The 21,460-nt window shown below is 59.2% G+C and carries 14 protein-coding genes; 5 read left to right on the top strand and 9 right to left on the bottom strand.

All coding sequences use genetic code 11. The annotated features are described in order from the left end of the window. Positions 1-23: 23 nt before the first annotated feature. Genes ACQE3E_RS11145 through ACQE3E_RS11130 form a run of 4 tightly spaced genes read left to right on the top strand, consistent with a single transcriptional unit; the run spans position 24 to position 1,524 of the window. A complete protein-coding gene (locus ACQE3E_RS11145; protein ID WP_071157548.1) occupies positions 24-338 on the top strand; it encodes a BON domain-containing protein in 315 nt (104 codons plus the stop codon). A 14-nt stretch (positions 339-352) separates the two neighbouring features. Then, a complete protein-coding gene (locus ACQE3E_RS11140) occupies positions 353-583 on the top strand; it encodes a DUF883 family protein (RefSeq protein WP_064031217.1) in 231 nt (76 codons plus the stop codon). 15 nt (positions 584-598) lie between these two features. After that, the gene (locus ACQE3E_RS11135; RefSeq protein WP_313727922.1) at positions 599-1,048 is read left to right on the top strand and encodes a phage holin family protein; all 450 of its coding nucleotides are present in this window, start codon (positions 599-601) and stop codon (positions 1,046-1,048) included. After that, a complete protein-coding gene (locus tag ACQE3E_RS11130; RefSeq protein WP_313727923.1) occupies positions 1,048-1,524 on the top strand; it encodes a hypothetical protein in 477 nt (158 codons plus the stop codon). Before ACQE3E_RS11135 ends, ACQE3E_RS11130 begins: the two co-directional genes overlap by 1 nt. A gap of 502 nt (positions 1,525-2,026) precedes the next feature. Here the strand turns inward: ACQE3E_RS11130 and ACQE3E_RS11125 are convergent. The 6 genes from ACQE3E_RS11125 to ACQE3E_RS11100 form a co-directional block, all read right to left on the bottom strand. After that, positions 2,027-4,687 (bottom strand): ATP-binding protein, encoded by a 2,661-nt coding sequence (locus ACQE3E_RS11125; RefSeq protein ID WP_313727924.1) that lies wholly within the window; start codon positions 4,685-4,687, stop codon positions 2,027-2,029. A gap of 12 nt (positions 4,688-4,699) precedes the next feature. Continuing rightward, on the bottom strand, positions 4,700-5,611 hold the full coding sequence (locus tag ACQE3E_RS11120) for an ABC transporter substrate binding protein (RefSeq protein ID WP_427501625.1): 912 nt from the start codon (positions 5,609-5,611) through the stop codon (positions 4,700-4,702). 59 nt (positions 5,612-5,670) lie between these two features. Further along, positions 5,671-7,770 carry a TonB-dependent receptor plug domain-containing protein gene (locus ACQE3E_RS11115; protein ID WP_313727925.1) on the bottom strand — a complete coding sequence of 700 codons (2,100 nt, stop codon included), beginning with the start codon at positions 7,768-7,770 and terminating at the stop codon, positions 5,671-5,673. Between the two features lie 196 nt (positions 7,771-7,966). Continuing rightward, positions 7,967-8,587, bottom strand: a complete 621-nt coding sequence (locus ACQE3E_RS11110) for a TonB-dependent receptor (RefSeq protein WP_313729444.1) — start codon at positions 8,585-8,587, stop codon at positions 7,967-7,969. A 22-nt stretch (positions 8,588-8,609) separates the two neighbouring features. Next, positions 8,610-9,752 (bottom strand): TonB-dependent receptor plug domain-containing protein, encoded by a 1,143-nt coding sequence (locus tag ACQE3E_RS11105; protein WP_313727926.1) that lies wholly within the window; start codon positions 9,750-9,752, stop codon positions 8,610-8,612. After that, positions 9,712-10,068 carry a hypothetical protein gene (locus ACQE3E_RS11100; protein WP_427501624.1) on the bottom strand — a complete coding sequence of 119 codons (357 nt, stop codon included), beginning with the start codon at positions 10,066-10,068 and terminating at the stop codon, positions 9,712-9,714. The genes ACQE3E_RS11105 and ACQE3E_RS11100 overlap by 41 nt, the downstream gene beginning before the upstream one ends. A 942-nt stretch (positions 10,069-11,010) precedes the next feature. Between ACQE3E_RS11100 and ACQE3E_RS11095 the strand changes: the two genes are divergently transcribed. Further along, positions 11,011-11,577 (top strand): hypothetical protein, encoded by a 567-nt coding sequence (locus ACQE3E_RS11095; RefSeq protein ID WP_064031212.1) that lies wholly within the window; start codon positions 11,011-11,013, stop codon positions 11,575-11,577. A gap of 386 nt (positions 11,578-11,963) precedes the next feature. On the opposite strand, the gene smbP is transcribed toward ACQE3E_RS11095, so the two are convergent. The 3 genes from smbP to ACQE3E_RS11080 all read right to left on the bottom strand — a co-directional run bounded on the left by smbP (position 11,964) and on the right by ACQE3E_RS11080 (position 21,381). Continuing rightward, entirely contained in the window at positions 11,964-12,281 is a 318-nt protein-coding gene (smbP, locus tag ACQE3E_RS11090) for a small metal-binding protein SmbP (RefSeq protein WP_313727928.1), read from the bottom strand. A 64-nt stretch (positions 12,282-12,345) separates the two neighbouring features. Beyond that, the gene (locus ACQE3E_RS11085) at positions 12,346-12,537 is read right to left on the bottom strand and encodes a hypothetical protein (protein ID WP_313727929.1); all 192 of its coding nucleotides are present in this window, start codon (positions 12,535-12,537) and stop codon (positions 12,346-12,348) included. A 153-nt stretch (positions 12,538-12,690) separates the two neighbouring features. Next, positions 12,691-21,381 (bottom strand): GH36-type glycosyl hydrolase domain-containing protein, encoded by an 8,691-nt coding sequence (locus ACQE3E_RS11080; RefSeq protein WP_427501623.1) that lies wholly within the window; start codon positions 21,379-21,381, stop codon positions 12,691-12,693. Between the last annotated feature and the right edge of the window lie 79 nt (positions 21,382-21,460).

Genomic DNA, 21,460 nt, shown 5'->3' with positions numbered 1-21,460 from the left:
CATTTCCTCTTAGGTGCATACCAATGAAAACACTGACTAAATCCGCTTCCGCCCTGCTGGTGGCACTGACACTACTTTTAAGCGCCGGGTGCGCGTCCACCAATAAACACGAAGGAACCGGCGAATACATCGACGACAGCGTGATCACGACCAAGGTTAAAGCGCAGCTGTTCGACGAACCCAACCTCCGTTCGGGTCAAATCAACGTGGAAACCTTCAAGGGCATCGTGCAATTGAGTGGTTTCGTCGGCACGCGGTCCGACATCGACAAAGCCGTATCGATTGCCCGCAGCGTCAAGGGCGTGGAATCGGTCAAGAACGACATGCGCCTTAAATAAACAGGAAAACCATTATGGAAACCATCGATAAAGCATCCAATTACGCCCACGAAGCGGTCGATATGATCGCCAACGCCTCCAACCAAGCGGCCGAAACGCTGGACCAAAAAGGCGAACAGCTGAAAACGGCCGAGCAGCGCATCGTAAAAAACTGCCAGGTTTATATCCGCGACAATCCGGTAACGGCATTGGGCATCGCGGTGGCGGGCGGCTTTTTGCTCAGCCGTCTGTTGAGCAGCCGCTAAACCGCGCTGCCCGGCATGGCCCCGAAAACTTCCGCCAACTCGGGCGACGACTCCGGCGCTTTTTCGGCGATGCCCGCCGAATCGCCGGCCGACGCCGGCTTGCTGGCTCAGATGGGCTCTCTGTGGGCGGAATACCAGGATTTGAATCACGATCGCTTTCGGCTCGCCGCGCTGGAAACGCGGCGGGCCGGCCAAAGCCTGGTGACGATGTTGATTGCCGCGGTCATGCTGGGCTTGCTGCTCAGCGCGGCCTGGCTGGGCTCGCTGGCAGCCGGCGTGCAATGGCTAATCGAGCATGAGTTGCGGGCCAGCAGCGCCATCTGGTTGGCGGTCGCCTGCAATTTAGTGCTGGCGTTGAGCCTGTTCGGCATCATCCGTCGCCGCGCCCGCTTTTTGCAATTCCCTGCCACGCAACGCAGTCTCAAGCCCCTGGCCGAACGACATACCGATCGGGACCTGCGCTGATGCGGTTCCGGCCACTATCCAAACCCGCCGGCCCCTCTTTGGATGCGCAAATCAGCCATGCCGAACGGCAACTGGCCGAGCGGCGTCGCTCCATCAAAACGGACGGCGCAGTGCTACTCAGCAGCCTGTACAAACAAATGACCGCGCCCGCCAGCTTGTTGTTGGCCGGCGGCATCGGCTTTGTCGCCGGCGAACTGAGTCACTGCCCGGCGCCACCGAGTTCCGCGCCATCATCCGGCCGGCTCGGTCAACGCGAACCCCACAGCCGAACCACCCTGAGCGCCGCGCTGAGCCTGTTGCTCTCGGCCCATGCCTTGTACAAAGCCTTACCGATCGCCTGGCTGGCAAAGCACCTGCACTCATCCCGAATCCGGACAAGCGCCGCATTGCGCCGAGCTCGGCGTTCGATGCCGACGACCGCACCCGATAAGCTCGCAAGCTCGGGTAGCAGCGATCCAACCCCGCCCCGTCCCTAGTCGCAATCGATAGCATCCTATCCGATAGGGTTTCCAACAAACCCCCATCAGAAAATCGTCAAGCCACATAAATTTTTACGTTAGAGCCTCTTGCAAAATTACCATCCGTTCGAAAAAACCGACGTTACCACCAGTCACGAGCGGCAGATCTTTTGAGGTGGTAACCGCAATCTTGACCAACGAATCCAATGCTGTAGCGTGAAAAATTCGTAACCATTCAGAGGGCGTTTTGGGGGAGGGTCGTTACCCGTGGCGTTAAGTTAATCGGTTACAGTCAATGTAAGCCGCTGGATGAACGGAACCGAAATAAGGCGGTGGCTGAGCGGAGCCGAAGCCATTTCGCTTCGACGCCGCTCAGCGAACGGCATAGCTGACATTGAGGTGCTCATCCCCCCGCTCCGTTGGGAGAGGGCATTTTTACTTCGCGCTGAATAGTTATAAAAATCAAGCGAAAGCCTTATCGACGGCCCCAAAGGTGCGCCAATGAAAGTAAGGATTCCGGTCAATTACGGTCGCCAGCCTCCCCTAACCCGTTCAACGCCGACAGTATGCTCGGGTAATCGAAAACATTCGCAAGCCGGGATAGGGCAAGACCTAGTTTTGGGTCGATCTCGCCGATTTGTTGGATGATGGCTGAGATGCGTTCGATGTTCAGGCTCACCAGCGCCTCTCTCAGATCGTTACACAATTCAGCCGGCAAAACCTTCAGCATCATAGCGGTTAAAGCGACTGGCTCGGGCTGCTCTTCGGCCGCACTCTCGTGGTAAATGAATTTTATGTCCAGTTGCCGCGCCAGACAGTCGTAGATTTCCTCGAAGCGGTAAGGTTTACGCACGAAGTCGTCCATGCCGGCGTTCAGCATTTCCTGCTGCTGTTCCTTGAACGCCGAGGCGGTGACGGCGACAATTTTGACCGTCTGGCCGTCCGGTAACTGGCGAAGTCGCTGCGTTGTTTCGATACCGTCCATTACCGGCATGCGCCTATCCATCCAGATCAAATCGGGTTGCCAAGACTGGAACAGTTCCAGACATTGGGCGCCGTTACCGGCAATTTTGACTTCCAGTCCTAGGCCCGTCATCAGCCGGCTGAGCAATAGCCGATTTTCGTGCTGATCCTCGACGATCATGATCCGATATCGGGGTTGGCCTGGGGCAAGTCCTACCACTTCGCCCGGTTTCCGGGGTTCCGCGCCCAAAATGTCGGTGCCGCTCGCCGTTTCCACCGGTAGATCGACACGGAACAGAGATCCCTTACCCACGCTGCTCTCGACGCTGATACTGCCGCCCATCATCTGCACGAGTTGGCGGGTGATAGCCAAACCCAGGCCGGTACCGTGCTGCGCGTCCGCCTCGCCCAGTTGTACAAAGGGCTCGAACAAACGGCTTCGGTCTTCCGGCGCGATACCGGGACCTGTATCCTCGACCTCGATCAGCAGATGATACCGGGCATTGTTCTTGGCGCCCAGACGCATCGTCACGCCGCCGTGTTCGGTGAATTTCACCGCATTGTTGATCAGATTGATGAGAATTTGCCGTATCCTCGCTTCGTCGCTACGGATATAGCGTGGGAACTCGGACGACTGGTCGAGCAGCAGCTGCAAGGCTTTCTCCCTGGCGCGGATTTGCATCATTTCGACGACGTCCCGCACCATAGCACCGAGGTCGAACGGGGCTATTTCCAGTTGCAGGCGGCCCGATTCGATCTTGGCCATTTCCAGCACGTCGTTGATCAGGTTCAACAGATGTTCGCCGCTACGGTTGATGATTTCCAAGTTTTCGGCTTGCTGGCTGCTGAGTTGCGGGTCGCGGCGCATCATGCTGGAAAAGCCGAGAATGGCGTTCATGGGGGTGCGCAATTCATGGCTCATATTAGCCAGGAACATACTCTTGGCCTTGTTGGCCGCATCGGCGGCATCGCGCGCCAGCAACAGCTCCGCCGTGCGTTGCCGTACTGTCTCCTCCAGTTGGTCCTTGTATTGTCTCAGTTCGTCTTCCGCTTGTTTGCGTTGGGTAATGTCGGTGAACATCGCAAAAGAACCCTGAAAGCGCTGTTCGTCGTCAAGAATGGGAGCGGCAGAAACAACCGTCCACACCGCCTGCCCGTTTTTACGGCGGAAGCGGCGTTCGTAATGCTCCGCAAGACCTAGTCGCCGGTTCTCCATTTTTATCAAGTGATCCGGCGCATCCTTCTCGAACATGAAGTCTGTGATTGGCCGGCCATGCATTTCTTCACAAGTGTAGCCGAGCATATCGGCCATTCTAGGATTGGCGAAGGTAGTTCTGGCGTTCGGCCCCAGAACCCATATGCCCTCGTTCGCCGTGTCCACGATCCGACGGTATTGGGCTTCGCTTTGCTGTAACTCTGCGTAGATTTGGGCATTTTCCGCGGCATGCGCCTCCAGTACCGACATCATGCCGTTGAACGCTTGGGCCATGTCGACAATATCCTTCGGCCCGGTCAGCGCCGCCCGTACCAACGATTTGCCGGCTTCGGCGCGTCTCATGACCGCCGATAGCCGAATCAGCGGTTGCGTCATCCGCTTGGTCAACATGCGGATCAAGGCCAGAAACAGCAGCGCAAAAGAAAAGGATGTCGTCAGATTGGCGACGAAAATGCTGGCGGTCGTCTGCACCAGTGCCGCCTTACTCACCACGACGATTACTTCGCCGAGCAACTCCGGCGCGACGATTTCATTGAAGGGCGAACTGGCAGGTTGAGAATACACCGGCGCGATAAAGCGCCATGAATTTGGGCTTTCGGCGTCGAGAAACACGGCTTGCGCCGGGTCGGCCTTGCCGATATCGGCCGCGGCAGGCGCTTGGAAAAGCTCGCTGGAATCGGTCGTTCCGCGTTTTAACAATACTTGCCGGTTGGCATCGCGGATTTCCAAGCCGACGACGCCGGGAAACGCCAAGGTGGTGTTGACGGCTTCCGTCGCGTTATCGCCGGAAGCGTAAACCAGAGCCAGCGCACTTTGACGCGCAAGGCTGGCGGTGATACCCCGCCCCTGATCCAGCAAGTTGCCGCGCACCCGTTGATTGCCGAGCCACGATCCGACAACGGAAGCGAACAATGCCAGCAAAAAAATACCGACAGCAATCGTAACGCCAAGCTGGCGTTGGAATGTGTATTTGTCCAGGAAAGAAGCGAACTGTGGTTTCATGGTCCGGGAAGATTATTCATCGGGAAACGCCACATCGAAATCTTGCTGTCGACTGGTATTGATATCAAGGTGTTTGGCGGTGCGTAGGTTGATGGCCGTCAGCACCTCCCGTAGCAAAATCACGCCGTGCTCTCCGTAGTCGCCGGACGCCAGAAACCTTAACGCCATATCGGCCAGATGACCGCCCATTTTGCCATTATCGGGATAAAGCGAGAACAGCACCCCGCGCCGGACATGGCCGAAATTGCTGGAAAAAACCGCCAGGTTCCGGTTCCAGGACTCCTGCAACACCAAGGGCAGTGCCGAACTTTCCTCTACCGTGGTGGAATCCTGAAGTAGCCACAACGCATCTTGGCGACTGTCGGCGTTGTTGAAAAAGTCCTGATAACCTTGCACCGCGCTATGCAAATCCTGCGCTTCGTACGTCACCAGTTCCAAGCCTAGACTGCGCGCCGACATTTTTGCCTGGCGTATCAGCCAGGCATTTTGCTTTGGGTTGTAAACCGCGAACACGCGACGCGTGGCTGGCAACAGTTTTTTGAGCAACTCAAACAACAAGGCCGGGTCCGGCGACAGGCTGTGTAACGGCAAATCGCGGATGCCATTGTCCGGCGCAGTGATGACGCCGCCCATCACCACGCCGATGTCTCGATCCAGGCTGGCGGCGATGCCCATGCCCTGTCGCCCAAGCGCGATGACCACCTTGATATTTTGTTGGCGTAAACCGTTTTTCAGGTCATTGATGTTCACGTCCGGCGCTACGGCATATTTGACAGTCTGGGTTGTGGAATCGATACCGCTAATAATCTGTTCGAACACGGTGCGGTAGGGCTCGGCGATGTCGGGATAAATGATCGCAACGGCTGTTTTCCCCGTCTGAAAGGCGACGGCCGTTGGGATAGAGGTCAGCAGTAAAAGACTCATCAGCGCCGCTATTAAGCCGTTGTGCCGCCGTCGGCTATAGAGGAATCTGGTCATCGGCTTCAAAACGAAAAAGTCGCTTGCAGATAAAACGAACGCCCAGGCATCGGTAAATCATAGGGGAGTGAGGTGCCCGGCGCCAGGCTGGGTTCCAGTACCGTGGCATCGAACAGGTTGCGGATCGACGCCGCGAAATCCCAGCCCTTTTTACTATTATCGGTGCGCAGCGTCAGGTCGAAGGTCGTGTAATCGCGTATCGGCGGCCGGGCGTCGCCGTAGGCACGCTTGCGGTCGCCCACCCAGTTGACTTGAACGCTGGCCAGCCAGGGTTGCATGAAACGCCAGTCGCTGCGCGCATAGACATGGTGGTGCGGCATGTAGCCGGCATCCTGATTGTGGGTTTCGTCGATCGAGGTCTGGAAGGAATAATTACCGGTCAGCCTCAATGAAGAGGTGGCATCCCAGGTAGTTTCCAGTTCCAGTCCGCGACCATATTGTTTGCCGGTGTTTTGAAAAGCGAGTCCTGGCGCCGGCGCTGGATTGGCGACGGCAGAAATGATCTGAGCCAAATCGTATTGAAAAAAGCTCAGGTTTACTTCGGTATCGCGGCGTGCCTGCCAACTGATATCGACCTCGTAGGTGTCCATGGTTTCGGGTTGCAGACCGGGATTGCCTCCCCCGGACGGATTGATGCCGTACTGCTCGTTGAAAGACGGCGCGCGAAAGGCCCGGCCCCAGAGGAATTTGGCAGTCAGGTCCAGATCGACGTTCCAGACCATCGCCAGTCTCGGATTGACGGTAACGCCGAAATCGGAATAACTGTCGTAGCGCACCCCTGCGGTCAAGGTCCAATCCGGGGCGAAACTCCATTCGTCCTGCAGGTAAAAATAATCGTCGATGCGGGTATGGGGCAAAATATGCGGTTGGATGCTGCCATAGTCGGTAACGGCACCCGTCGGCATGGGTAAGCCGTTAGGCAATAAAAAGAAATTCTTCAAGGTCCGGGTTTTATAAAGGTTCAGGTCGTCGTGGCCCCAGCCTATGCGCAGGTTGTGGTCGGTAAAGCCGGTATAGTTGGCGAAGGCCGAAATCCGGATTTGCCGCTCCCAGCGCGCCGGCGAGCCTATCATGCCGTCCGGATAATTAAACGGGCCGAGTCGGGTCCCGGCAGGGAACATGTGATAGTTATTGGCATCTTCCTTGTAGTGCAGGAAACTGGCCATGAAGCCCAGCCCCCAGTTTTTGGCGAATTGCGCGTCGTTCCAGGACAAATCGGCGTTGATGCGTTCGCTGGTTTCGGTGCCGATGGGATCGAGCGTCGCCGTCTGACCGACCCCCATGCCGAGATTGTCTCGCAGCTTATAGCCGGAGCGTAAGCGCCATTTGTCGTAAGCCAGATCGAGGTTGGCGTCTACGCTATCGTAGCCGGTGTTGACCGGCCCCGGCGCTTCGGAGACATGAGTGCCGAAAAACTGGTCGCGCGACGTTTGGGAATCCTCGATGATGGTTTTCTTGAAACCGTCGGTGGCGCCGACATTGACGTAGGCCGCGACATCCACCTCGCCCCATTTGCCGCCGTGTTGCGCCCAGGTGTTCCAGGTATCGAACGAGCCGCCGCGCGCCCCGATTTTGGTGCCGTCGATGTCCTTGGCGGTTTTGGTGATGATGTTGATGACGCCGGCATAAGCATCGGCGCCATATAGGGCCGAGCCGGGGCCGCGAATCACCTCGATGCGGGCGATGTTGTCCAGCGGCAGCCCCCCCCAGGCTTGCCCCCTGTCGCCACGAAACAGGGTATTTATCGAAATGCCGTTCTGCAGCATCAAGACCTGAGGATTGGTGGGGTTGCCGACGATGCCGCGAAATTGATACATCGGTGTGTATTCGATGTAGGACCGCTCGACATGCACGCCCGGCACGGTTTCCAGCACCTCGTCCAGATCCTTGGCGCCCATCGCCGCGATGTCTTCGGCGGTGATCACCGTCGCGGTCGAGGGTGCGCGTTGCAACGGCTGCGGACTGCCGGTGGCGATACTGACGGTGTTTTTGTCGCCGTAAACCAGCGCCAAGTCTTCTTCCTCGGCATTCGGCGCGGCCAGCGAGACCGTGATCCAAAGCAATGTCGGCACCGTGGCGGCGAGACTTGCGACCGTATTTTTCATGACGCCTCCTTTTGAGCAATCATTTGTGCCGCAATTGGAAAATAACGATCGTGCCCTCGTTGCCTTTACCCGACCTTTTTGGCCGATCAAATTTGACACATTGCCGGTTTTAAGTAGTTAGCCCTGAACTCTTCCATGCCATGTTTCATTTAGTGTCACGTCTAAAATTGGGTTTAATTATAGTTATGGCTAAAAATTAACTCTGATTTCCCCGCCCCGCCAAGGGCAGGTCGCTGGGGATGGCCGCTCCCGGACTAGGCTCGCGGGCATTCACATCAAACAGATTGCGCACCGAGAAGGCCACTTCGAATTGATCGTGGATATTCTTGCGGCGGAGAGTCAAATCGACCCAGGCGTAATCGTCCATGGCCGGGCGATTGTCGCCGGCGGCCCGATCGCGGTCGATGATCCATTTAATCTGGGGGGTGAATTGCCAGTCGGGCAAAAATTCCCACTGAGCGCGTAGATAAACCTGATGATGAGGCGCGTAGCCGGCATCTTGATGGGTAGTACTGTCCGTGGACTTTTGGTAGGAATAGTTTCCCGCCAGTTTGAGGGTGTCTAGGGCTTTCCATTCGGCCTCCAGTTCGCCGCCATAGCCGTTTTGGCTGCCGGTATTTTGGGCCGTTATGCTGGTTGAGCCGATGTCCGGCACGAAACGAATAACATCCTTCCACCAATAATGGAAGAAATTGACGCCCAAGCGCAGTTTGTCCAAGGGGCGACAGTCGAAGGCCAGCTCGAGACTATCCATGGTTTCCGGTTTCAGGCGCGGATTACCGTTGGCTCCGGGATTGTTGACGTTATAGAGCTCAATGAAGGCCGGTGCGCGGAAGGCACTACCCGTACATCAGCTTAGTGGTCAGATCGTAACGGGTCTCCCAAACCAGGGCCGCTCGTGGATTGACCGTCTCGCCAAAGTCCGAGTAGCGGTCGTAACGCATACCGGCAGTCAACTGCCAGTCTCTAGCGAATGCCCATTCGTCCTGGATCAGGAAAAACGCGTCCGTGCGATCCTTGGTCGGCAGATAAACTAACGGTGTGTTCGAGACATCCACCAGCGGGGTGCCCGGCAGCAAGGGAATTGGGGTTCCCGTGACCGGATCCAGACCGAAATTTTTCTGCTCCCGTACCTTGTAAATGCTGTCGTAGTTGAAGCCGGCACCCAGACGCAAGGTATGCGCCGAAAAGCCTCGATAAACGGCGGCAAGGTTTGCGCGAGCGTGACGTTCCCAGTTTTCCGGAACGCCTCTGAAACCGTTGGCAAACGTGACGTATTGCACCGGATTGGCGAAATCGATCAGACCGTTGGCACCTATGGGTAAGCGAGCGCCTGGAGGAAAAGCCCCGGTATTATGCTGGTCGCCATCCAAATAACTGAGTCGCGCCATCATCTCCCAATTCTCGGCGAAGTCAGCGTTCTGGTAGGTGAGATCGGCATTCCAGCGATCGCTGCCTATCATGGTCACCGGATCCAGGGTCTGTATCACGCCGGCCCCGCTGCCGTAATTGTCGCGATGCTGCAGGCCGCTGCGGAAGCGCCAATGGTCGCGGGACAAATCCAGACGCGCGTCCAAATTGTCGCGCGATAGGTTGACCGGACCGGGCGCCAGCGAGGCGTGGGTGCCCAAAGCCTGGTCCAATTGGCTCTGCAAATCGGATTCGATAATGGATTTCTGCCCGGCGGAGGTGTGGTATTCCAAGCTTGCGGCCACGTCGAAGCCGGCCCATTCGCCGCCGCGCAAGGCCCAACCGTCATAGGTATCGAAACTGCCGACTCGCCCGCCTACTTCCGTGCCGTTGATCTCGTCCTTGGTCTTGGTGATGATGTTGATCACACCGGCGAAAGCATCGGCGCCATATAGGGCCGAGCCCGGTCCGCGTACCACTTCGATGCGGGAGATGGCCTGCACCGGCATGCCGCCCCAACTCAAGTTCCTGTCACCCGTGTAGGAGGTGATGGGGACGCTGTTGATCAACATCAGCACCTGCGGGTTGAAGCCGGAATAAACACCGCGAAACGTATAAATCGGGTTGTATCCAAGATAGCTGCGTGCCACGTGCGGTTTCCAACACCTCGTCGATGTCCGTCGCGCCCATGGCCTTGATGTCCGCCGCGGTGACCACGGACGCCACCGCCGGCGCCTTGCTGACCGGTTGCTTGGTGCCAGTGGCGATGCTGACCATTTCCTCGCCGCCGTAAACCTGCGCCAAGTCTTCTTCCTCGGTAGAGGATGCGGCCAGCGAGACTGTCGCCCAAATCAATAATGGCGCGGCGATCACAAGAGATACGGTCAAACTTTTCATCATGCCCCCTGACGCGCACAAGCGATTGCCGCTACTGAAAAAATGCGCAATCTACCTTGCCCATGCTTCCGATCATTCAGTGCGATCGAGTACTTCGCAATACCCAATAAATGGGTAGTTTCAAACCGCCCCTACTTTATTTCTTTTCGCGTATTTTCCAAAATTCGGTTTACTTAATCATAGTACCGAGCCACTTGAAAAATTACCGTCCGTTCGAAAAACTGGCCGTACCATCCGCCGCTGGCGGCTGAAGTAGCCCCGCAGGGGTAGGGTTACTGCGTTATGTCATCGTTGTTCTCGACAATCAGACAAGGCGATCCCGACAACCGACTAGATTGACAACTAAAAATGGCTCAAAGCGATTTTAAGTGACCAACCTCAGCAACTGATTCGCGGTCGGCACGAGTACCTCAAACATCAATTGGCACATGACCGCGCCGGCGAATCGCGCTGATCGCAATGTTGGATAACGTACCGACGCAGCCACTACAAGTGCTTAAACTGGCAACATGACTTTACCGAAATCAATACCCAACCCGATTAAATTCACATCCTTGGCACGGATCGCGATCATTGGATTGCATGTTTCCGATTTGCCGGACAGCTGGTTCAACGCTCCCAAGTATTGGTAATCAGCGGCAAGCAAACCGCTGTCGCCCCACCCTTAGTTCCACCACACCTTCGTCGAAGCGTAGGTTTGCTTGCCCACGTGCACCGGCACCCCTTTTCTTAACGTCCACGATCCAACCAGCGCGTTGCTATTGCCTTGGCTGCCCGTGGCGCGCGCCTGACACAAAGACCGAGCGGGGCTAGGCTCCGCGAAATGCATGGTCGCAAGAACTCTGTCAAAGCCGGTCTTGCCAGGCAAAACCGGCCGAGGGGTAAGCGCCATTGGATGGCAATTTGTTCACTTAAACCTATCGAGAAATACCTATGAAAAAGATCCCCTATTTAAAGACCTCGCTCGCCGCGTGCCTATTGGCGGTTTCCGGCGCTAGTTCCGCTAGCGTTTGGGCACCGAACGACGGCGACGTTAACTTTATGTCGTTTAGCACGTCATCGTTTCCGTTCCCTTCGCTGACCGATACCTTCGGAATTTTCGAAGACACGGCGATGATCGGCGCGGCCGCGCCCGTCCTCTCCTTTACCGGTGTCGGCGCGGTATCGTTCGTTGCCAGCGGAGCCAATTACCATATCGGCACCGCGACCGCTTCCGGCACCTTGCTGGGCTCTAGCAATTTCCAAGTCGGCATGTTGTCCGGCGGCGTTTGGAGCGCCGCATTCGGCAACGCCAATTTGGGTTCGGATGCGGTGATGTTGGCTTTCGCCGACACGGAGGAATTCGATAATTTGCACTTTCTGTACGCGTTCGACATTAGTCCTTCGAAAGCCACGGACGATGGCCCCGCCACCGTACCGCTACCCGCTTCGGTGTGGATGATGACCAGCGCCTTGCTGGGCTTGTTGTACACCGGCCGAGCTAAATCGAAGGTTTCCTAAGTTCTAGTTAGGGATAGCCGGCGCGAGCTTGATGCTCGCGCCGGCCTTTTTTTGGCTGGCTCTTCCGGCGCCGCTGACTCATAAGCTGAGCTGATCGCGCCATTCCATTCCCTTGCCTCCCCCAAGCGTCTATCCTCGCAACTCCCTGGTTTGCGGCTGAAGCCTCTAACCGCGCGCTATAGCCATCGCACTTAAAATTTCGGTTTTTTATCCCCTCGCCCTATCCATCACCCGGCGGGCGACAGGGAGCGGATGTGCCGAAATTTGAAGCGCGAAAGCTATATGTTGGTATACCGGGGTAAGGTCAGCGACTCACGATCCGCCACGCATAAAAAAACGGCGGGGATTAGCCCGCCGTTGTCATCGGCATCGAAAACCGTCCGGCCTTATTTAGCGGAGTTCAAATGCGACACCGCGTCTTCCGAGGATTTTTTCGCCAAGTCGGCATGGCCTTGTTTTGCATGCCCGATCGCCGCATCCAGACTCTTGAGACTGGCTTTCATATGCTCCTCTATGACGATGATATGCACCTTGGCTTCATCGGCATGATCCACGATGCTTTTGACGTCGCCGGCACTGTCGGCGGCGTTGGCATGCTCCAGCGCCAACGCGAAGTGCCTATCGGCCGCTTGGACGTTGCAGGTGTAAACGCTCAACAGCATGGCGCCGCCGAGTCCGATCAATGGGTTCGAAACAATCTTCATAAGGGTTTCCTTGTATGGGTTTAGGCATTGCCGCGCGCCGATTCCGGCATCAACATCGGCGATCTCAATAACGGTCGCTTTTTTCGGCTTTTTTTGCGTTGCGCCTGACCGGGATAAACCCGCCCCGGTCTCGGCCGGCAGTCATCTGCATATCGTCTTCGTAATCCTCGGCGATGTCGTGACGGCGATTACCGCGAATCTCGACGACCATGATTTCGTCGGCTTGCGCCGGGTGTTGGTTGGGAACTTTATTCATGTCGAACTCCTGAATGGCCGACCCAAGCCGAATTGGCCAGGGTCAAAGCGGAGAATATTCAGTTTCCACGCTCAGTCATCAAGATACCGGTTTCTCCCGCGCCGGTCGGTACGGCGCCGCACAGATGGCTCGCGCCACTAAGCTCTGCTAGCGCTATAGGTTGCCCAATACGACCGACACTTGATGCCGTTGCCCGTCGTCGAGCAACGCAATCCCGTCGGTGATCGATTGCGCAACCCCGTCCAGCTCCAGACCGACCACGCCGCGCGAAACGCCGTCCGGATTGTCCACGCGGATGTCGTAAACGCTGTCGCCATGCCGATACTCCATCCGGTAAGTAGGCCAACCTTTCGGAATACAGGGCGCGAACAGCAGCCGGTCGCCGCGCCGTTGTAAACCCAGCACGGTCTCCAACCCGGCCCGATAGAACCAGCCGGCCGCGCCGGTGTACCAGGTCCAACCGCCGCGCCGGGCATGCGGGGCTTCGGAATAAATGTCCGCCGCCAGCACATAGGGCTCGACCTTATAGGCATACACGCCGGTGCGGCTGGCGGTGCGTTTAATCGGGTTAAGCATGCGCAGCAATTCGCCGGCTTGGTCGCCGTCGCCGAGCAGCGCATAGGCAATCACCGACCAAATCGCCGCGTGAGTATATTGCCCGCCGTTCTCGCGAATGCCGGGCGGATAGCTTTTGATATAACCGGGATCGCGTTCGGTCTTGTCGAACGGCGGCGTGAACAACAGCACCAGGTCGTCGCCGTAACGCACCAAATATTCGCGCACCGACGCCATCGCCCGCCGCGCCCGTTCCGGCTCGGCGGCGCCGGAGATGACGGCCCAGCTCTGGGCAATGGCATCGATGCGACATTCGGCGTTGGTCGCCGAACCCAGCGGCGAACCGTCGTCGAAATACGCGCGCCGGTACCAGGCGCCGTCCCAAGCTTCCGCTTCCAGCGCGACTTGCAGCCGCTCGGCGTGCTCGCGCCAGCGGCCTGCCCGTTCGGATTCACCGCGCGCCTCGGCAATCTCGGCGAAGGCCGACAGCGACGCGATCAGGAACCAGGCCAGCCAGACGCTCTCGCCCTGGCCCCGATTGCCGACCCGATTCATGCCGTCGTTCCAGTCGCCGCTGCCGATCAACGGCAAGCCGTGCGCGCCGGTCGTCAAACTCAAGTCCAACGCTCGGGCGCAATGCTCGAACAAACTGGCCGAACCCTGGGTTTGGCCCGGTTGAAAATACGCGTCGTCCTGGTCGGCCGCCAACAGCGGTCCTTCCAAAAACGGGATTAATTCATCCAGCACCGGCGTATCGCCACTGACCTGCAAATAATGCCGCACCGCAAACGGCAACCAGACCCGGTCGTCGGAAAACCGGGTACGCACGCCGCGACCGGTGGGCGGATGCCACCAATGCTGCACGTCGCCCGGCTCGAACTGGCGGCCGGCGGCGCGCAACAGATGTTCCCGCGTCAAATCCGGCCGGCTCACCGCCAAGGCCATGCCGTCCTGTAATTGATCGCGGAAACCGAAGGCGCCGCCCACCTGATAAAACGCCGCCCTCGCCCACATCCGGCAACTCAGGGTCTGATACAGCAACCAGCCGTTTAATAGAATGTCCAGCTCGCGGTCCGGCGTTTCGACTTGGACCTGGTGCGTAACGCCTTGCCAAGCTTGCTTCACCACGGCGAAGCGGCTTGCCATGTCGAAAGCCCGATGGCGGCGGATCAACTCGACGGCATGGGTTTTGTCGCGACCCTGTCCCAGCAAAAACACGATCTCGATGCGTTGCTTAGGCGCCATTTCCAGCGTCGTTTGCAAGGCCGCGCACGGGTCCAAGCCGGCGCCGACCCGGTTCTTCAGCGGTTTGCGACTCGACAAGCCGGCCGGCGCCTCCAAACTGCCGTTACGACCGAGGAATTCGCCGCGATTCGCGGTCCAAGCCGTCTGCCGGCCGGCCAGATCGGCAAACGCGACGCGTTGACCGAATTCCGGATCCCAGGGGTTATAGGCCAGCAAAGCGCCGGTATCCGAGTCCAGTTCGGTGACGATATGCGGTGCCGTCACGCTGCGCGAGGCACCCAGCACCCATTCCAGATAGGCCGTCACGGTCAGGCGACGGTGGCGGCCGGACTGGTTGGTCAGAATCAACGACGACAGCTTGATCGGATCGTCCGGATCGACGAATTGCAGCAGTTCGGCACGGATGCCGTGCGAGACGTGCTCGAAGCGGCTGTAACCCTGGCCGTGCCTGATCAGATAGCCGGCATTCTCGACCCGAATCGGCAACACGGTCGGGGTCCATAATTCCTGCGTTTCGTCGTCGCGCAAATAAAACACTTCGCCGGGCGCGTCGCCGACCGGATCGTTGGACCAGGGCGCCAATTGGTTTTCCCGGCTATTGCCGGCCCAGGTGCAACCGCTACCCAGCTCCGAAACGGTAAAACCGAACCCTGGATTGGCAATCACGTTAATCCAAGGCGCCGGCGTCCACTGGCCTTTATCCAGCACGATCACATATTCGCTGCCGTCTTCGGCGAAGCCGCCGAGGCCGTTGAAGAACTCCAGGTCCGGCACCGCCAGGACCGGGGCGACTTCCACCGCCCGCGCCGCTCTATGGACAATGAACGGCGAGGCCGGCCGCGGATGACGCAGCAACTGTTCGGCCAAGGTGCCGCGATGGCCGACCAACACCGCCCGAGCCGCCGTTTGCAACAAGCGCCGCTCTTCCAGAGACAGCACGCTGGCTTGCAACGCGAAAATCGCGCCCTGTTGGCCCTGATCGGCGGCGGCGCGGGCCTGATTCTCCCGCACCAGATTTTCCAGCAAGGCCTGCAAGTCCTCGACGTAGGACACTTCCTTCTCGTTTAAGATCAGCAAATCCACGGCCAATCCCTTGATGCGCCAATATTCGTGCGCGCGCAACAATTGCTCGACGATGCCCCGCTCTTCCGGTTCGCCGACCCGCAACAACACGATGGGCCGGTCGCCGGAAATCCCGTGTCGCCAAAGTCCGCCGACGTTCAGCGTATTCGTCTGCGACAGCTTACCGGCCGGTCGCAGCGACGGATCGGCGAAAATCAAGCGGTTAGCCAGCATTTGAAACAATTGCGCTTCATCGGGCTTGGTGCGCAAATGGTGCAATTGCACGTGCGCGTGCGTCCAGGCCAAGGCCGAGACCCGCTCCCAAGCCACCGGATTGTGGTATTTGTCGGCCAAATCCGCCGCCGCTTGGCGCGAGGCCGCCACCAGCGTGGTAAAGGTCAGATGCTCGGTCGCGCCGGCCGCCACTTTCACACGGGTACGCAGACTGAATATCGGGTCCAATACGCAGCCCACCGTATTGCTCAACGGCCTGCCGTCCATCACCGCCAGCGACGCGCGCGCCGTTTGGCCCCGGCCGATAAAACGGGCCCGGTCGGTTTCGTATTGCAGCCCGTCGCCGCTTTGCCGATCGGCCAGTACGTGCGCGGCCCAAACCGGCGCGTCGTCCGGCGCGCGCGGACGCCGATGCGCCAGTAAGGCACGGGTCTGCGGCCAGTATTCGGTTTGCACGAACAGATTGGAGAAGGCCGGATGGGCAATATCCGCGGCCGGGGTGGTCAACACGATTTCCGCATACGAGGTGACCTCGATTTCGCGCGAGTATGCGCCGTTGTTGGTCAAGCTCAACCGGCGAATTTCGGCATCGTCTTCCGGCGACACCACGATTTCCAGCGTGGCGACGATCAAACCGTCGGTGCGGGTAATCCGCGCCCTGTCCTCGACAAACACCACCTCGTAATGGTCCGGGCAGGCCGCCGTCGGCTGATAGCCGGCCGACCAGACTTTGCCGGTTTCGACATCGCGCAAATACAGATAACTACCCCAGGCGTCGCGGGTGGGATCTTCCCGCCAACGGGTTACGGCCTGGTTGCGCCACAGGCTGTAGCCGGAGCCGGCGGCGGTGATCATGACCGCGTAACGGCCGTTGGACAGGAGTTGAGTGGACGGTACCGCCGACATCGGCGAACACAAGCGCCGCACCGGCGGCTGTACGGTTTCCTTGACATCGGACAGCTCTTGCAACAGCGGCGGCACGCTGGTGTCGGCGCCGTGCGGAATGCGTTCCTGCAGCAGCAAATGCGCGGACTGAATCAACGCCGCGCGGTGGAAGCGGTGGCGCATCGTCCCGTCGTGCACCACGTTGGCGAAGGCCACCAGCGACATGCCTTGATGATGCGCCATATAGCAACGTACCAGAGCCACCCGCTGGCCTTCCGCCAGCCGAATCGGTGTGTAGTCCAAGGCTTCGTAGAAACCGTAGCGTCCCACGCCGCCTTCTTGCTCCAGACGCGCGAAGTTTTCCGCGGCGGCGTGCGGCAAATACATCGCCGCCAAGGCCGTCGCGTAAGGCGCGATCACCAGCTCCTCGCCCAAGCCGCGCTTCATGCCCAAGCCGGGCACGCCGAACGCCGAGTATTGATAGGTCAAATACACGTCTCGGCCGTTAAACGCCGATTCGGACACGCCCCAGGGGACGCCGCGCTCCCGGCCATAGGCGATCTGCCGCTTGACGACCAGCCGGCAGGTCTGATCCAGCAAGCTGTAGCGCGGGGTAAAGGTCACCAGCGACGGCATCAAATATTCGAACATCGAGCCGGACCAGGACAGCAAGACCGTGCCGTGAGCGACCCGCGTCACCCGCCGGCCCAGATGAAACCAATGACTGCTCGGCACGTCGCGTTTGGCGATCGCGATAATGCTCGCCAAGCGGGCCTCCGAGGCCAATAGATCGTAGTAACTGGAATCGATGACACCTTGGGCGACGCGGTAGCCGATCGCGAACATGTGGCGACTGGCGTCGTACAAGAATCGAAAGTCCATCTCGCGGAACCAGCTTTCCAACTGCTCGGCGAGCAGATCGAGGCGTTGGCTCAAGGTTTCCGCTTGCTCGCCGGCCCGGCGCAGCAACACCGTCATCGCGGTAATCTCGGAACTCGCCGACGCCGGGCGGTCGCACGCCTGACGATTCGCCCACAGCGCATAGCGCTCCGGCAGATGGCACAGCGGCGTGTCCAGATCGAATGGATGGCTTGGCGGGTCGGATGCGGGGTGGTAGCGCGCCAGAAAATGAATCCACGGCATCAAAGTCGCCACGTCACGCGCATGCGAGCGGATGTCGTCTCGCAGCAAACCGGCCCACACCAGCACTTCGTTGCCCTGGCTATCACCGCGCTCGACGGCATGGGCGTTGGCCAGATCGTGCAAGGCGCCGACGCAATCGGTCAGGCGCCGCCACAATCGACTCCATTCCTCGGCATCGGCGGGGCGCGCGCCGAGCAATTCGCCCAGATCGGCGACTTTGTGGCGCAACTCCGCCAAGCTCACGGTTAGCGTGCGCCGATCGTCGCTGAGTTTGGCTAACGCGTCGCTCAATAAAGCGTGGGTATCGGCCAAGCCGATCAACGCGTTGGACAAGTCCAGCGGCCGATTCGCCATTTCCCGGCAGGCCTGAGCCAGCGTCAACAAGTGGCCGGCCAGATTGCCGCTATCCACGGTGGACACGTAGCGCGGCTCCAGCGTCTGTAAATCGCGGGTGTCGTACCAGTTGTAGAAATGGCCGTGCAGGCGCGGCAACCCGGCCAGCGTCGCCACCGTGGCCTCCAACCGTTCGATGGCGTCGGTCAAACCCAGCCAGCCAAAATCCCGCGCCGCCACGATCGACAACAAATACAAACCGAAATTGGTCGGCGAACTGCGATGGGCGATCACCGGCCGGGGGTCTTCCTGAAAATTGTCCGGCGGTAAAAAGTGTTCCTCGGCGGTCACGAAGGTGGTGAAAAACCGCCAGATGCGCCGGCCGTGGCAACGCAATCGAGCACTGTCGGCCGGCAACAGTACTTCGGCGCTATCGATTTTCGGCGGCAAACTCAAGGCCCGCGCCACCACCGGCGCCAACCACCACAACAATAAAAACGGCGCGGCCGCGACGATCGCGTCCGGATTGAACACCACCACCAGCGCGCCGGCGCCAAACACCACCGACGAGGAATGACTCAACGGCCGGATCAGATTTTTCAAGGCGTGCCCGGCGCCGGCCTTGGCCTGTAAGGCCGTCACCCACTTCAACAGTTTGCGGCGGGTAATGAATAGCCTGACCAGCGTGGTCGAGATGGCGTCGGCCATCAGCCAAGCTTGCTGAGCCAACAAGGTCAGCGCCACTAGGCTGTTGCACAATGCCCACGCGACGTTTTCGCCGGTGCCGCGCAGATGAGTGGCGATCGAAATGCCGCGTCGGGGCGCGCTAAAACCGGCGGTTACCGCCAACACCGCCGGAAAGGCCAGCGCGGTCAGTACGAAGGCGTTCAAGGCCAGCAGCGGCGCGTTCGGCAAACTCCAGCCGAGCACCAGCGCCGAGAACGCCGCCGGTGCAGACAGCGAACGCCGGAGATTGTCCAACATTTTCCAGCGACCAATCATTGGCATTCCCTTGCCCCGCGCGCCGAAGATCCAGGGCAACAACTGCCAATCGCCACGCACCCAGCGGTGTTCGCGCGAAGCGGCCACCTCGGTATGCGACGGAAATTCCTCGAAAAACTCGATATCGCTGACCAAACCGCAGCGGGCGTAGACGCTCTCGAACAAATCGTGGCTGAGCTGGGTATTGTCGGGCACCCGTCCGGCCAATGCCGCCGCGAAACTGTCCACGTGGTAGAGACCCTTGCCGCTGTAGGTACCCAGGCCGAACAGGTCCTGATACAGCTCGGACACCGAACTGGCATAAGCATCGGTACCGGAAGCGCCGGCGAAGATCTGGTGAAACATCGAGCGCTCCTGGCGTTGCGGCAAGGTCGGCGTGACGCGCGGTTGCAGAATGCCGTAGCCGTCGACGACGGTTTGACGGCGCGCATCGAATACCGGCCGATTCAACGGGTGGGCAGCCACACCCACCAGTTGCGCGACCACGCCCATCGGCAGCTTGGTGTCGGCATCCAACGTGATGACGTAACACACGCCCGGCGGCGCGCTGGCCGGCGCGCCGTCCATCGGCAGAAACGAGGTGTCTGTCGCACCGCGCAGCAGGCGATTGAATTCCTGAAGCTTGCCGCGCTTGCGTTCCCAACCCATCCACTTGCCTTCGCTGGGATTCCAGAGCCGCTTGCGGTGAAACACATAAAACCGTTGCCGAGCGTATTTCAGATTCAACGCGGCGATGGCCTCGACCGCCACCGCCAGCAGTGCCGCGTCGTCCGGCCGACTTTCCTGTTCGGCATCCGCCCAGTCCGACAACAACGCAAAGCGCACCGCGCCGTCCGGATTGGCGAGATAGCGAATTTCCATTTGCTCTATTTGTTGCAGCACCCCGGCGGCGTTGACGAACAACGTCGGCACCACCACGAAGGTACTTAAGGCCTCGGGCACGCCGTCCTTGAGTTCCAGGCGCGGCAGGTGATTGGGCGGCAAGCCGGCCACGATAAAATGATTCATCCAGCCGATGGCGATGTCCGAAGCCGGAAACGCGAACGCCAACGCCAACGCGCATAACTGCCAGCCGGTTAAACCGGCACTCGCCGATGCGCTCAACGGCAACAGCAACAGCAGCAAGGTCAATACCGCCAGACTGACCACATAGGCGGTACCGGCGTGGCTAACGTAACAGCGTAACAGGCGTTGTTTCAGGCCCGGCCGATAACCGACCTTGGTTTCGAAGCGGTAACGGCCGGCGCCGATCAAGTAATACCCCGGTTCGGTTTGACGTTCGTCGTCACTATCCTGGGCAACTGCAATTTGCACTTCGGCGATCGCCAGTCTGGCAATCTCGACTTCCGAGGCCGGCGAGCGCTTGGCCAAGTCCTCTATCGCATGGCGATAGCGGTCGCGGGTCAGAAAGTCCATCGCCAGATAGCCTGCGTGTCCGCGCAAACAAGCGTCCACCAGACTAACGTCTTCGACGAATTGCGGCCATTCGAATGCGGAAATCGCCCGCATGCTGGTAATGATGTTGCGCACCGTCAGATTGTCGGCGATTTGCGCGGCATGCTCCTGATGCACGATGTCGTCCAGACTCTGCCCCTGTTCGGCGAGCCAGTCGGTCAGAAATGCCAGGGATAGCGCCACCGCCGGATGCGGGTCGTGCGAGCGCTGCAGGATTTGGACCGCGTACGCTTGCCGCAACGGCTCGGACGGCAGCACGCCGGCCGGAATCGCCGGCTCCGGACTGTCGCTACGCGCGACGATTTGTTCGACTTCATCGACAAACTGGTCGGCCAAGCGCCGGCCGTTTTGCGAACGCATGATGTTCACGGCCAGCCGGCGCAGATTCTCGACCAGTAACACCCGCAACGTGATCGGAATGGCCCACAATTCGCCCAGCGTCAGCGGCTCGACGCTTTGGTAAGCATTCACGAACAGAGACAGTAATTCCGGCGAAAACCGGCTGTCGGTGTGGGCCACCAAGGCCCAGGCGATACCGTATACCCGCGGATAGCCGGCCAACACGCCTTCGGCCAGTTTGGGCAATTCCCGCGAATAGCTTTCCGGCAAATCGACGTGAATGTCGCTGATCTGCTCTTCGATGACGTGGAAATTGTCCAGCAACCATTCCGCCGCCGGCGTGATGGCATGCTGTTGTTTGACCGCGCGCGCCACGGCTTTATAGGCCTCCAACAACACCAAGGCGTTCTCCCGAACGCGCGGAATCAGCTTGCGGCCTTTCTTTAAATGCGTGACTTTTTGGGCGCGCGCCAGACTGACCGCATGCTGTTCCAGCCGTTCCGTGTTGAACAATTCGAAACGAATCGGCGCTTCCTCGCCGCCGGGATGTTCGCTTCTGACATGCCGCCGCTGTTCTCGCCGTTTGGCCATGAATAATCGCTCCGAGTGGAATGGGGTGGTCGCGCGGCCGGGCCGGCGAGGTCGATAGGGTTCCCGCCAGACGATTGAG

Origin of the sequence: Methylomonas sp. MED-D (assembly GCF_050276835.1) — a bacterium.
GTDB lineage: Bacteria > Pseudomonadota > Gammaproteobacteria > Methylococcales > Methylomonadaceae > Methylomonas > Methylomonas koyamae_A.
This window is presented reverse-complemented; position numbering and strand designations above follow the sequence as displayed.